This window comes from Bacillus sp. R86525, assembly GCF_042466195.1.
GTDB lineage: Bacteria > Bacillota > Bacilli > Bacillales > Bacillaceae_G > Bacillus_A > Bacillus_A nitratireducens.
Map to the genome: position 1 here is coordinate 5,284,772 of NZ_JAXHPX010000007.1, position 14,079 is coordinate 5,298,850.

At 40.9% G+C, this 14,079-nt stretch carries 17 protein-coding genes; all 17 read right to left on the reverse strand.

What is annotated here, in order from left to right:
* A complete protein-coding gene (gene rpsQ / locus SJY24_RS29850) occupies window positions 1-264 on the reverse strand; it encodes a 30S ribosomal protein S17 (protein WP_000004106.1) in 264 nt (87 codons plus the stop codon).
* 20 nt (window positions 265-284) lie between these two features.
* Window positions 285-485: a 50S ribosomal protein L29 gene (rpmC, locus tag SJY24_RS29855; protein WP_000855718.1), complete on the reverse strand. Its 201-nt coding sequence runs from the start codon at window positions 483-485 to the stop codon at window positions 285-287.
* Window positions 475-909: a 50S ribosomal protein L16 gene (rplP, locus tag SJY24_RS29860; protein WP_000928969.1), complete on the reverse strand. Its 435-nt coding sequence runs from the start codon at window positions 907-909 to the stop codon at window positions 475-477. Before rplP ends, rpmC begins: the two co-directional genes overlap by 11 nt.
* 1 nt (window position 910) lies before the next feature.
* A complete protein-coding gene (gene rpsC / locus SJY24_RS29865; protein ID WP_000529958.1) occupies window positions 911-1,570 on the reverse strand; it encodes a 30S ribosomal protein S3 in 660 nt (219 codons plus the stop codon).
* Window positions 1,571-1,573: 3 nt separating this feature from the next.
* Complete coding sequence (rplV, locus tag SJY24_RS29870) at window positions 1,574-1,915, reverse strand: 50S ribosomal protein L22 (RefSeq protein WP_100062071.1); 342 nt, start codon at window positions 1,913-1,915, stop codon at window positions 1,574-1,576.
* 17 nt (window positions 1,916-1,932) lie between these two features.
* A complete protein-coding gene (rpsS, locus tag SJY24_RS29875; protein WP_000124454.1) occupies window positions 1,933-2,211 on the reverse strand; it encodes a 30S ribosomal protein S19 in 279 nt (92 codons plus the stop codon).
* Window positions 2,212-2,271: 60 nt separating this feature from the next.
* Complete coding sequence (gene rplB, locus SJY24_RS29880; RefSeq protein ID WP_000511584.1) at window positions 2,272-3,102, reverse strand: 50S ribosomal protein L2; 831 nt, start codon at window positions 3,100-3,102, stop codon at window positions 2,272-2,274.
* A 28-nt stretch (window positions 3,103-3,130) separates the two neighbouring features.
* Window positions 3,131-3,421, reverse strand: coding sequence for a 50S ribosomal protein L23 (rplW, locus tag SJY24_RS29885; RefSeq protein ID WP_001205557.1), 291 nt, complete (start codon window positions 3,419-3,421; stop codon window positions 3,131-3,133).
* Window positions 3,421-4,044, reverse strand: a complete 624-nt coding sequence (rplD, locus tag SJY24_RS29890) for a 50S ribosomal protein L4 (RefSeq protein WP_001127261.1) — start codon at window positions 4,042-4,044, stop codon at window positions 3,421-3,423. Before rplD ends, rplW begins: the two co-directional genes overlap by 1 nt.
* A gap of 25 nt (window positions 4,045-4,069) precedes the next feature.
* A complete protein-coding gene (gene rplC / locus SJY24_RS29895) occupies window positions 4,070-4,702 on the reverse strand; it encodes a 50S ribosomal protein L3 (protein ID WP_000160209.1) in 633 nt (210 codons plus the stop codon).
* Window positions 4,703-4,736: 34 nt separating this feature from the next.
* Window positions 4,737-5,045 (reverse strand): 30S ribosomal protein S10, encoded by a 309-nt coding sequence (gene rpsJ / locus SJY24_RS29900; RefSeq protein WP_001040595.1) that lies wholly within the window; start codon window positions 5,043-5,045, stop codon window positions 4,737-4,739.
* Window positions 5,046-5,446: 401 nt separating this feature from the next.
* Window positions 5,447-6,637, reverse strand: a complete 1,191-nt coding sequence (gene tuf / locus SJY24_RS29905; RefSeq protein WP_001029616.1) for an elongation factor Tu — start codon at window positions 6,635-6,637, stop codon at window positions 5,447-5,449.
* Between the two features lie 117 nt (window positions 6,638-6,754).
* The gene (fusA, locus tag SJY24_RS29910) at window positions 6,755-8,833 is read right to left on the reverse strand and encodes an elongation factor G (protein ID WP_070140533.1); all 2,079 of its coding nucleotides are present in this window, start codon (window positions 8,831-8,833) and stop codon (window positions 6,755-6,757) included.
* Between the two features lie 206 nt (window positions 8,834-9,039).
* A complete protein-coding gene (rpsG, locus tag SJY24_RS29915) occupies window positions 9,040-9,510 on the reverse strand; it encodes a 30S ribosomal protein S7 (RefSeq protein WP_001137492.1) in 471 nt (156 codons plus the stop codon).
* Window positions 9,511-9,539: 29 nt separating this feature from the next.
* Window positions 9,540-9,962: a 30S ribosomal protein S12 gene (gene rpsL, locus SJY24_RS29920; RefSeq protein WP_001142341.1), complete on the reverse strand. Its 423-nt coding sequence runs from the start codon at window positions 9,960-9,962 to the stop codon at window positions 9,540-9,542.
* Between the two features lie 114 nt (window positions 9,963-10,076).
* Window positions 10,077-10,325: a 50S ribosomal protein L7ae-like protein gene (locus SJY24_RS29925; protein WP_002175431.1), complete on the reverse strand. Its 249-nt coding sequence runs from the start codon at window positions 10,323-10,325 to the stop codon at window positions 10,077-10,079.
* A 113-nt stretch (window positions 10,326-10,438) separates the two neighbouring features.
* Window positions 10,439-14,050 carry a DNA-directed RNA polymerase subunit beta' gene (rpoC, locus tag SJY24_RS29930; RefSeq protein WP_377867195.1) on the reverse strand — a complete coding sequence of 1,204 codons (3,612 nt, stop codon included), beginning with the start codon at window positions 14,048-14,050 and terminating at the stop codon, window positions 10,439-10,441.
* Window positions 14,051-14,079 lie beyond the last annotated feature (29 nt).

Sequence of the window (14,079 nt, forward strand, 5' to 3'; positions counted from 1 at the left end):
TTAGATAATAACCGCTTCTTCAACGATTTCAACTAAACGGAAACGCTTAGTAGCAGAAAGCGGGCGAGTTTCCATGATTTTAACGATATCGCCAAGTTTCGCTTGGTTTTGCTCATCATGGGCTTTGTACTTTTTAGAATACTTAACACGTTTTCCGTACAAGGAATGAGTTTTGTAAGTTTCAACTAAAACTGTAATCGTTTTGTCCATTTTATCAGACACAACACGACCAGTATAAACTTTGCGTTGGTTACGTTCGCTCACTATGCAAACCTCCCCTCAATTTATCGATTAATTCCGATCTCTCTTTCACGAACTACAGTTTTCATACGAGCAATCGCTTTACGCACTTCACGGATGCGAGTTGGATTCTCTAATTGTCCTGTAGCAAGTTGGAAGCGAAGATTGAATAATTCTTCCTTTAAAGCTTTAACTTTTGTTTCGATTTCGGCAGTGGTTAGTTCACGAATATCATTAGTTTTCATTAGATTCACCACCATTTTCTTCACGTTTTACGAATTTACATTTCACAGGTAACTTGTGAGCTGCAAGACGTAATGCTTCGCGTGCTACCTCTTCAGATACACCCGCGATTTCGAACATAATTTTCCCAGGTTTTACTACTGCTACCCAGCCTTCTGGTGCCCCTTTACCGGAACCCATACGTACTTCTAGAGGTTTTGCAGTGTAAGGTTTAGAAGGGAAAATTTTAATCCATACTTTACCGCCACGTTTCATGTAACGAGTCATTGCACGACGAGCAGCTTCGATTTGACGGTTTGTAATCCATGAAGCAGCTTGTGCTTGTAAACCGAATTCACCGAAAGCAATTTCAGTTCCACCTTTTGCACGACCACGCATTTTACCACGATGCTCTCTACGATATTTTACGCGTTTTGGCATTAACATATTATTTTCCTCCTTCCTCAGAAGCTTTCTTTTTTGTAGGAAGGACTTCTCCACGGTAGATCCATACTTTTACGCCTAATTTACCGTATGTTGTATCAGCTTCAACTGCTGCATAGTCAATATCAGCGCGAAGTGTATGAAGTGGAACAGTTCCTTCACTGTAAGATTCTGCACGAGCGATATCAGCTCCGCCAAGACGACCAGAAACCTGTGTTTTAATACCTTTAGCACCTGCACGCATAGCACGTTGAATAACTTGCTTTTGTGCACGACGGAATGATACACGGTTTTCTAATTGACGAGCGATGTTTTCGCCTACTAATTTAGCGTTAAGATCAGCTCTCTTAACTTCTAAAATGTTAATGTGTACACGCTTGCCTGTTAATTGGTTAAGTGCTTTACGAAGTGCTTCAACTTCAGTACCACCTTTACCAATTACCATACCAGGTTTTGCAGTGTGAATTGTAACATTTACACGATTTGCTGCACGTTCGATTTCTACTTTAGCAACAGCAGAATCTTTTAAGCGTACAGTAATGTACTCACGGATTTTGATGTCTTCATGTAATAATGTAGCGTAATCTTTCTCAGCGAACCAACGAGATTCCCAGTCACGGATAACACCGACACGAAGACCAATTGGATTAACCTTCTGACCCATCGATTATCCCTCCTTCTTTTCTGATACCACAATTGTGATGTGGCTTGTGCGTTTGTTAATTTGGCTTGCACGACCCATTGCACGTGGACGGAAACGTTTCAACGTTGGACCTTCGTCAACGAAGACTTTTTCAACAACTAGGTTGTTAATGTCCATCTCATAATTGTGCTCTGCATTTGCGATTGCAGATTTTAAAACTTTTTCTACAACTGGAGAAGCAGTTTTTGGTGTGTGGTTAAGGATAGCAATCGCTTCACCCACTTGCTTACCTCGGATTAAGTCTACTACTAAACGAACTTTACGAGGAGCAATACGAACTGTTCTCGCTACTGCTTTAGCTTGCATTGAAGTGCCTCCTCTCATTATCTTCTAGTTTTCTTATCGTCAGCAAGGTGACCTTTATACGTACGAGTTGGTGCGAATTCACCTAACTTATGGCCAACCATATCCTCAGTGATGTACACAGGTACGTGTTTACGACCATCATATACAGCGATTGTGTGTCCGATGAACTGAGGGAAGATAGTTGAACGGCGAGACCAAGTTTTAACAACTTGTTTTTGCTCAGATGCAACTAATTTTTCCATTTTGCTCATTAAGTGATCATCGACAAATGGTCCTTTTTTTAAGCTACGAGCCATTTTGGTGCCTCCCTTCGTGATTGGCGTACGGTTCTTGAAGCGAACCGTACTACAATCCCATTATTTTTTACGACGACGAACGATAAATTTATCAGACGCTTTGTTTTTCTTACGAGTCTTGAATCCAAGAGTTGGTTTACCCCATGGAGACATTGGAGACTTACGTCCGATTGGAGAGCGTCCTTCACCACCACCGTGTGGGTGATCAACCGGGTTCATTACAGAACCACGAACCGTTGGGCGCTTACCTAACCAGCGAGAGCGACCTGCTTTACCGATTTTGATAAGTTCGTGTTGTTCGTTACCAACTTGACCGATTGAAGCGCGACAAGCAGATAATACAAGACGTACTTCACCAGAAGTTAAACGTACAAGTACGTATTTTCCTTCTTTACCAAGTACTTGAGCAGATGTACCAGCAGAACGAACTAATTGTCCGCCACGACCAGGCTTAAGCTCGATGTTATGAACAACAGTACCTACTGGAATGTTGATTAATGGTAATGCGTTACCGATTTTAATGTCAGCTTCAGGGCCAGACATAACTTCCATACCTACTTCTAAAGTTTTAGGAGCAAGAATGTAACGTTTTTCACCGTCAACGTAGTTAATTAATGCGATATTCGCAGAGCGGTTTGGATCGTATTCGATCGTAGCAACGCGTCCTGGAATTCCATCTTTGTTACGCTTAAAGTCGATGATACGGTATTGACGCTTATGTCCGCCACCTTGATGACGTACAGTAATTTTACCTTGGTTATTACGACCAGCCTTTTTGCTTAAAGGAGCAAGTAAAGACTTTTCCGGTCTGTCAGTCGTGATTTCAGCGAAATCATTCGTAGTCATGTTACGACGACCGTTAGTAGTTGGATTATACTTTTTAATTCCCATCTCAATTTCCCTCCTTCTTTAGTAAGAATTAAACGCCTTGGAAGATTTCGATTTCTTTGCTGTCAGCAGTTAGCTTAACGATTGCTTTACGACGACGGCTAGTAAAACCAGCGTGACGACCAACACGTTTTGCTTTCGGCTTGTAGTTCATGATGTTTACTTTGTCTACATTAACACCAAAGATCGCTTCGATAGCGTCTTTAACCTCTGTTTTATTAGATTTAACGTCCACGTCGAACGTGTATTTTTTTTCAGCCATCATTTCCATAGAACGTTCAGTGATAACTGGGCGCTTAATGATATCACGAGGATCTCTCATTATGCAAGCACCTCCTCTACTTTTTCCACTGCCGCTTTTGTCATGATTAGCTTATCATGATGAAGCACATCTAGCACATTTACGCCATCAGCAGTGATTACTGTTACTCCAGGGATATTGCGAGCAGATAACTCTACAGATTCGTTTGCATCAGCAGTTACGATAAGAGCTTTCTTCTCAACAGTTAATCCTTTAAGTACTGCTACCATGTCTTTTGTTTTTGGTGCATTTAACACTAGGTCTTCAAGAACTACAATGTTGTTCTCAACTACTTTAGTAGCTAATGCAGATTTGATCGCTAAACGACGAACTTTCTTAGGAAGTTTGTACGCATAGCTTCTTGGTGTAGGTCCGAATACCGTACCACCACCACGCCATTGAGGAGAGCGGATAGAACCTTGACGAGCACGTCCAGTTCCTTTTTGACGCCATGGTTTACGACCACCACCGCGAACTTCAGAGCGAGTTTTTACTTTGTGTGTACCTTGACGTAAAGACGCACGTTGCATCATTACAGCTTCGAAAAGTACAGCTTCATTTGGTTCGATACCGAAAATAGCTTCAGCTAATTCGATTTCACCAACCTGTGAACCAGTTTGGTTATATACAGTAACTTTTGGCATTGGAATTCCTCCTTCCTATTGTGAATTATTTGCTAACCTTCACAGCGCCTTGAACAACTACAAGAGATTTCTTAGCACCTGGAACGTTACCTTTTACTAGTAATAAGTTGCGCTCAGTGTCAACTTGAACGATTTCTAAGTTTTGGATAGTAACTTGGTCTCCACCCATACGTCCAGCAAGTTTTTTACCTTTGAATACACGGTTCGGAGCAACTGGGCCCATTGAACCTGGACGACGGTGATAGCGAGAACCATGAGACATAGGTCCGCGAGATTGTCCGTGGCGTTTGATAACACCTTGGAAACCTTTACCTTTAGAAATTCCTGTTACGTCAACGATTTCACCTGCAGCGAAAACTTCAACTTTTACCTCTTGACCAACCTCTAATCCGTCCACGTCTGCATCGCGGATTTCGCGAATGAAGCGCTTAGGAGTTGTAGATGCTTTAGCAGTGTGGCCTTGTTCAGGTTTGTTAGTTAACTTTTCACGTTTATCTTCAAATCCTAACTGGATTGCGTTGTAGCCATCAGTTTCAGTTGTTTTCTTTTGAAGAACAACGTTTGGATTAGCAGCGATTACCGTTACTGGGATTAACTCACCATTCTCAGCAAATACTTGAGTCATACCGATCTTTCTTCCTAAGATTCCTTTGGTCATGAGTTACACCTCCTACATTTTTAAGTTATATAATTTATAGTTTGATTTCGATATCTACACCAGACGGTAAGTCTAAACGCATTAATGAATCTACTGTTTGTGGAGTAGGACTCACGATATCGATTAAACGTTTGTGTGTGCGCATTTCGAATTGCTCACGAGAATCTTTGTACTTATGAACAGCACGAAGAATTGTGTAAATAGTCTTCTCAGTTGGTAATGGGATCGGACCAGAAACTGTTGCCCCAGAACGCTTAGCTGTTTCTACAATTTTCTCAGCTGATTGATCAAGAATACGGTGATCATAAGCTTTTAAACGGATACGAATTTTTTCTTTTGCCATTATTTTCCCTCCTTCGTTCGCCTATTTCTAAAATAGACCTTCTCCATGGAAATTTCCCCACACCATGCCATGGCAAAGCGGCCGGGTGTGTCAGCAACCTTCCACTTCATCGCAGTCAAAGACCAACATTGTCTATTATACAATGTTATTCGTCTAGATGCAAGCATCTTTTTGTTTGCATCTGCTTTTCTCTACTTTTGCTATTATACATGGCACTTTAAAGAATTTCAAGTTTTCATCTGTTCTTATTCCACTTACAGTTTTTGGATGTTATATTCATTTTTATATACTATAGAAGAAACTCATTCAAAAACAAAAAATACGTCTCTTTCTTCTATATTAATAAGCAATAAAAAAACTCAAGGGAGAATCCCTTGAGTTTTTAATAATCTATTTAAAGATTACTCAGCAACGATTGTAGCAACTACACCGTAACCTACTGTACGTCCACCTTCACGAATAGAGAATTTAGTTCCCTCTTCGATAGCGATTGGAGCGATAAGTTCGATAGTCATTTCGATGTTGTCACCAGGCATTACCATTTCAGTACCTTCTGGTAATTGGATGATACCAGTTACGTCAGTTGTACGGAAGTAGAACTGAGGACGGTAGTTAGCGAAGAATGGAGTATGACGTCCACCTTCTTCTTTAGATAATACGAAAACTTCAGCTTTGAATTTAGCGTGTGCTTTTACAGAGCCAGTTTTAGCAAGAACTTGTCCACGTTGGATGTCTTCACGAGCAACCCCACGAAGAAGAGCACCGATGTTGTCTCCAGCTTGAGCTTGGTCAAGAAGTTTACGGAACATTTCTACACCAGTTACAGTTGTAGAAGCATTCTCTTCAGCAAGACCGATAATTTCTACTACGTCACCAACTTTAACGATTCCGCGCTCTACACGACCAGTTGCAACTGTACCACGACCTGTGATAGAGAATACATCCTCGATAGGCATTAAGAATGGTTTGTCAGTTTCACGCTCTGGAGTTGGGATGTAAGCATCAACTTCAGTCATTAATTCAATGATTTTTGCTTCCCAATCAGCTTCTCCTTGAAGAGCTTTAAGAGCAGAACCTTTGATTACAGGAATGTCGTCGCCTGGGAATCCGTATTCAGATAATAGGTCGCGAACTTCCATTTCTACTAATTCTAATAATTCTTCGTCGTCTACCATGTCGCATTTGTTTAAGAATACAACGATGTAAGGAACACCTACTTGACGAGAAAGAAGGATGTGCTCACGTGTTTGAGGCATTGGACCATCAGCAGCAGATACTACTAAGATACCGCCGTCCATTTGAGCAGCACCAGTGATCATGTTTTTAACATAGTCAGCATGACCTGGGCAGTCAACGTGTGCATAGTGACGAGTTTCAGTTTCGTACTCAACGTGTGCAGTTGAGATTGTGATTCCGCGCTCTCTTTCTTCTGGAGCAGCGTCGATTTGATCGTATCCGCGTGCTTCAGCACCACCAGCTTTTGCAAGAACTGTAGTGATCGCAGCAGTTAATGTAGTTTTACCATGGTCAACGTGGCCGATTGTACCGATGTTAACATGGGGTTTAGAACGTTCGAATTTAGCTTTAGCCATTCTAAATTCCTCCTTAGTTTATATAGGTTATTTTATATTTAGACTAGAAAGTGAAACTTACGTCCCACTTTCTAAGCTTACATAAGTAGTTATACTTGAACAATCGATAAAAATCAATTATTCACCTTTATTTTTTTTAATAATTTCTTCAGAAACAGACTTCGGTACTTCTTCATAATGATCAAATGTCATTGAGAATGTTCCGCGTCCTTGAGTGTTAGAACGTAATGCCGTTGCATAACCGAACATTTCAGAAAGTGGAACCATAGCGCGAACAACTTGAGCGTTACCGCGAGCTTCCATACCTTCTACACGTCCACGACGAGATGTTACGTCGCCCATAATGTCACCCATGTACTCTTCAGGAATTACAACTTCAACTTTCATCATTGGCTCAAGAATTACTGGGCTACATTTAGAAACCGCAGCTTTAAGTGCCATAGATGCAGCGATTTTGAACGCCATCTCAGATGAATCGACATCATGGTAAGATCCGTCAACTAACGCAGCTTTGATGTCAACTAGTGGATAACCAGCTAGTACACCATTTTTAAGTGAGTCTTCAAGACCCGCTCCAACAGCTGGGATGTATTCACGTGGAACTACACCGCCGACGATTTTGTTTTGGAATTCAAAACCTTTACCTTCTTCATTAGGTTCAAACTCAATCCAAACGTGACCGAATTGTCCACGACCACCAGATTGACGAGCGAACTTACCTTCAACTTTCGCAGCAGCGCGGAAAGTCTCACGGTATGCTACCTGAGGAGCACCAACGTTTGCTTCCACTTTGAATTCACGGCGCATACGGTCAACGATGATATCAAGGTGAAGTTCACCCATACCAGCGATGATTGTTTGGCCAGTTTCTTGGTCAGTGTGAGCACGGAATGTTGGATCTTCTTCAGAAAGCTTAGATAATGCTGTACCCATTTTATCTTGGTCAGCTTTAGATTTTGGTTCGATAGCTACAGAGATAACTGGTTCTGGGAATTCCATAGACTCAAGGATAACAAGACTCTTCTCATCACAAAGAGTATCACCAGTAGTAGTATCTTTTAAACCTACAGCAGCAGCGATATCACCAGCGTAAACTGTTGAAATCTCTTCACGGCTGTTAGCGTGCATTTGTAGGATACGACCTACACGCTCACGCTTACCTTTAGTTGAGTTTTTCACGTATGATCCAGAGTTTAACACACCAGAGTACACACGGAAGAACGTTAACTTACCAACATAAGGATCAGTCATGATTTTGAATGCTAAAGCTGCGAATGGCTCTTCATCGCTAGACTTACGTTCGATAGCTTCATCTGTATCCGGAAGAGTACCTTTAATAGCAGGTACATCTAATGGAGATGGTAGGTAGTCGATAACTGCGTCTAACAGAATTTGAACACCTTTATTTTTGAATGCAGAACCACAGATTACTGGGAAGAATTCTACAGAAGTTGTAGCCTTACGGATACCAGCTTTAAGCTCTTCTACAGTGATTTCTTCACCTTCTAGGTACTTCATCATCATTTCTTCATCAAGCTCAGCTACCGCTTCAATAAGTTTTCCACGGTATTCTTCAGCTAATTCTTTGTGCTCTTCAGGAATTTCGACACGCTCGATGTCTGTTCCTAAATCGTTACCGTACATATAAGCACACTCTTCAACAAGGTCAATGATACCATTGAACTCGTCTTCAGCACCGATTGGTAACTGAATTGGATGTGCGTTTGCTTGTAAACGATCGTGGATTGTTCCTACAGAGTATAAGAAATCTGCACCGATCTTATCCATTTTGTTAACGAATACGATACGAGGTACACCATAAGTAGTAGCCTGACGCCAAACAGTTTCTGTTTGTGGTTCTACACCAGATTGTGCATCAAGTACTGCTACCGCACCATCAAGTACGCGTAAAGAACGTTCTACTTCTACTGTGAAGTCTACGTGTCCTGGAGTGTCAATGATGTTTACACGGTGACCTTTCCATTGAGCTGTAGTTGCAGCAGAAGTAATTGTGATACCACGCTCTTGCTCTTGCTCCATCCAGTCCATCTGAGATGCACCTTCATGAGTTTCACCGATTTTATGAATACGTCCTGTGTAATACAGAATACGCTCAGTTGCTGTTGTTTTACCAGCATCGATGTGAGCCATGATACCAATATTACGAGTGTTTTCTAAAGAGAACTCTCTAGTCATTTGGTGTCTTGCTCCTTCCATATATGGATTGGATTATTTTATTTTAAGTAGCAAAAAAGCCACTTTATATTGTTACATATGCCAGTGTCTTGTACCCTCATTATGTAAAACGAGCGCCCAACGAAAGGGAGAGGCATTCTCCCTCTCCACACTTCCATAAGCGACAAATAAAGCGGTTTATGCTTACATTTATTTTACGTTGAATCCTACCAACGGTAATGAGCAAATGCTTTGTTAGCTTCTGCCATTTTATGAGTGTCTTCACGTTTCTTAACAGATGCACCAGCATTGTTAGCTGCATCTAAGATTTCGTAAGCTAGACGCTCTTCCATAGTTTTTTCACCACGAAGACGAGCGTAGTTTACTAACCAGCGAAGACCTAAAGTTGTACGGCGTTCTGGACGAACCTCAACTGGAACTTGGTAGTTAGCACCACCAACACGACGAGCGCGTACTTCAAGAACAGGCATGATGTTCTTAAGAGCTTGCTCGAATACTTCCATTGGTTCTTTATCTGAACGTTCACGAACGATATCGAAAGCGTTATAAAGAATTGTTTGAGATTTACCTTTTTTACCGTCAACCATCATTTTGTTGATTAGGCGTGTTACTAGTTTCGAATTGTACATTGGATCTGGTAACACGTCACGTTTCGCAACAGGTCCTTTACGAGGCATATTGAGTTCCTCCTTTCATTATAAGTTTATTATTTTTTAGCAGGTTTTGGTCGCTTAGTACCATATTTAGAACGTCCTTGCATACGTTTGTCAACACCAGCTGTATCAAGCGCTCCACGAACGATGTGGTAACGTACCCCTGGTAAATCCTTTACTCGACCACCGCGAATTAATACTACGCTATGCTCTTGTAGGTTATGACCGATACCTGGGATGTAAGCTGTAACTTCAATACCGTTTGTTAAACGTACACGAGCGTATTTACGTAACGCTGAGTTAGGTTTCTTTGGAGTCATTGTACCAACACGAGTACATACACCACGTTTTTGAGGTGCAGAGATATCAGTTGATTTTTTCTTTAAAGAGTTAAAACCTTTGTTTAATGCAGGTGATTTAGATTTCCATACTTTATCAGTACGACCATTTCTCACTAATTGGTTAATAGTAGGCATTTGATTATCCTCCCTTCGCATGTTTGTATGACCACATATCCAGGTGGTTCATTATTAGTTGAAAACAAAGTTTTTGCAAGGAAGAGCAAATGCTCTCTCCTCACAAAAACAGTTTTAACTTATTATTCCTATTGCTGAAGCTCCCACTTGAATCCCCGAAACTTTTCCAAGCTTACGAACCGATTCAACCTTGGTTATGGGTATGTTATGTTGCAAGGCGGTACGAATGACAACATGGGTTAACCGCACGTCAGCATCTTCCGCAATAACAACTTCTTTAACTATACCATTTTTGATTGCTTCCAATGTTCGTTTATGACCAACGACTACATTTTCAGCATTTGACACTTTTTGATAAGACATATAAATATCCTCCAAAGCATCGTTCAGGAGCAACCTTGATTATAGTAACATTTTGACTCATACAATGTCAACTAGGATTAGATGTTTTTATACAAAATTTACGACGGAAAATTTTACTGTTCCACATAAATCTCATCGTTTTCTACATTCATGTCATCTTGTGTTGTTTTTACAAGATCCACTTTGCGATAACGATTCATACCTGTTCCAGCAGGAACAAGTTTACCGATAATAACGTTCTCTTTCAATCCTAGAAGCTCATCACGTTTACCTTTAATTGCTGCATCAGTTAAGACACGAGTTGTTTCTTGGAATGATGCTGCAGATAAGAATGAATCAGTTTCAAGTGAAGCTTTTGTAATACCAAGTAAAACAGGTCTAGCTGTCGCTGGTTGTTTACCTTTTAGTAACACCTTCGCATTCGCATCAGTAAACTGATGGATATCTAGTAATGTTCCTGGTAATACATCTGTTTCACCCGCATCACTTACACGAACTTTACGTAGCATTTGACGTACCATTACTTCTACGTGTTTGTCACCAATTTCTACCCCTTGCATACGGTATACTTTTTGAACTTCACGTAATAGGTATTCTTGAACTGCCGTAATGTCCGTTACTTTTAGTAATTCTTTCGGATCAATAGAACCTTCTGTTAACTCTTTACCGTGGCTAATTGGCTGTCCTAGAGTTACTTTCAGACGAGCACCGTAAGGAATAGCATACGTACGAGCTTCAACCTCACCCTGTACAACTACTTCTTGACGATCTTTAACATCGTTGATCGCTGCGATAACACCGTCGATTTCACTGATAACTGCCTGACCTTTCGGATTACGAGCTTCAAAGATCTCTTGGATACGAGGTAAACCTTGTGTGATATCATCTCCGGCAACCCCACCTGTATGGAACGTACGCATCGTTAACTGTGTACCTGGCTCACCGATAGATTGAGCTGCGATAATACCTACCGCTTCTCCTACTTCTACGTCTGTACCAGTTGCTAAGTTACGGCCGTAACACTTCTTACATACACCATGGCGAGTATTACACGTAAACGCTGAACGAATGTTTACAGTTTCAACACCCGAATTTTCAACAATATGAGCGATATCTTCAGTAATCAATTGATTTTCAGCAACTAATACTTCACCTGTTTCAGGATGTTTTACAGTTTTTCTTGCAAAACGTCCAACAAGACGATCATATAATGACTCAATTACTTCATTACCCTCTTTAATCGCACCGATTAGTAAACCGCGATCTGTTCCACAATCATCTTCACGAACAATTACATCTTGTGCAACGTCTACAAGACGACGTGTTAAGTAACCAGAATCGGCAGTCTTAAGTGCTGTATCGGCAAGACCTTTACGAGCACCATGCGTAGAGATAAAGTACTCAAGTACTGTTAAACCTTCACGGAAACTTGATTTGATCGGAAGTTCAATGATACGACCAGATGGATTGGCCATCAGACCACGCATACCAGCAAGCTGAGTGAAGTTAGATGCGTTACCACGGGCACCGGAATCACTCATCATGAAGATTGGGTTGCGTTTATTCAAGGACTTCATCAGTTTTCCTTGGATAACATCTTTTGCATTACTCCAAATAGAGATAACGCGATCGTAACGTTCTTCTTCCGTGATTAAACCGCGACGGAATTGTTTAATTACATTATCTACTTTTGCTTGTGCTTCGTGGAGAATTTCATCTTTTTCACCTAATACAAGAATGTCAGATACCCCAACTGTAATACCAGCTTTTGTAGAGTATATAAATCCTAGGTTCTTCATACGGTCAAGCATGCGAGACGTCTCTGTAATTTTGAAACGCTTGAATACTTCCGCAATGATGTTACCAAGGATCTTCTTGCTAAATGGTGCCACTTCTTCGCGACTAGCAATAATTTCTTTAATGTTCGCACCTTTTTCAACGAAATATTCCGCTGGTGTTTCTTTTTCAAGGTTTGAATTTGTTGGTTCATTAATATAAGGGAACGACTCTGGTAAGATTTCGTTAAATATTAATTTACCAACTGTTGTTAATAGAAGCTTACTCTTTTGCTCTTCAGTAAACGTTACATTATTTACTGAACTTGCAGCAACTGCAACACGTGTGTGCAGATGTACATATCCATTTTGGTATGCAAGTATTGCTTCGTTTGCATCTTTGAAGACCATACCTTCACCGATTGCACCTTCACGCTCAAGTGTTAAGTAGTAGTTACCTAATACCATATCCTGAGATGGAGTAACAACTGGTTTTCCGTCTTTTGGATTCAAGATGTTTTGTGCCGCTAACATAAGAATACGAGCTTCTGCTTGTGCTTCTGATGATAACGGAACGTGAACCGCCATTTGGTCACCATCAAAGTCCGCATTGTATGCAGTACATACAAGTGGGTGAAGACGGATTGCACGACCTTCTACTAATGTAGGTTCAAACGCCTGGATACCAAGACGGTGAAGTGTTGGTGCGCGGTTTAGAAGTACTGGATGTTCTTTGATCACAGATTCTAAAACGTCCCAAACTTCAGGTTGTACACGCTCGATTTTACGTTTCGCACTCTTAATGTTGTGTGCTAATCCTTTTTCCACTAACTCTTTCATAACAAAAGGTTTGAACAGTTCAAGTGCCATTTCTTTCGGTAATCCACATTGATACATCTTTAAGTTCGGTCCTACAACGATTACAGAACGACCAGAGTAGTCAACACGTTTACCTAATAAGTTTTGACGGAAACGTCCTTGTTTACCTTTAAGCATGTGAGATAGTGATTTTAATGGACGGTTACCTGGTCCAGTAACTGGACGGCCACGACGACCATTATCGATTAATGCGTCTACAGCTTCTTGTAACATACGTTTTTCGTTTTGAACGATGATGCTTGGTGCACCTAAGTCCAATAGACGTTTTAAACGGTTGTTACGGTTAATTACACGACGGTATAAGTCGTTTAAATCAGAAGTAGCAAAACGTCCACCATCCAACTGTACCATTGGGCGTAGTTCTGGTGGGATAACTGGAAGAACATCTAGGATCATCCAAGATGGGTGATTTCCAGAGTTACGGAATGCTTCTAATACTTCTAGACGTTTAATAGCACGAGTACGTCGTTGTCCTTGTGCTGTTTTTAATTCTTCTTTTAAGAAGTCTACTTCTTTATCTAAATCGATGTCTTGTAATAGCTTTTTAATCGCTTCTGCACCCATAGCAGCTTGGAATGTGCTGCCATATCGATCACGATATGCACGGTATTCTTTTTCAGAAAGTAATTGCTTCTTATCAAGTGGTGTATCTCCACTTTCTGTTACAACATAAGAAGCGAAATAAATTACTTCTTCAAGCGCGCGAGGGGACATGTCTAAGACAAGTCCCATGCGGCTCGGGATACCTTTGAAATACCAAATATGAGATACAGGAGCAGCTAATTCGATATGACCCATACGTTCACGACGAACTTTTGCACGCGTTACTTCAACGCCACATCGATCACAAACTACACCTTTATAACGTACACGTTTATACTTTCCGCAATGACATTCCCAGTCCTTTTGTGGTCCGAAAATACGCTCACAGAACAAGCCGTCTTTTTCAGGCTTTAACGTACGATAGTTAATCGTTTCTGGTTTCTTAACTTCACCGTATGACCAAGAACGAATCTTGTCAGGTGAAGCAAGTCCAATCTTCATATATTCAAAGTTATTTACATCTATCAAGGGGCCTACCTCCCTTTTAGTCTACAGGT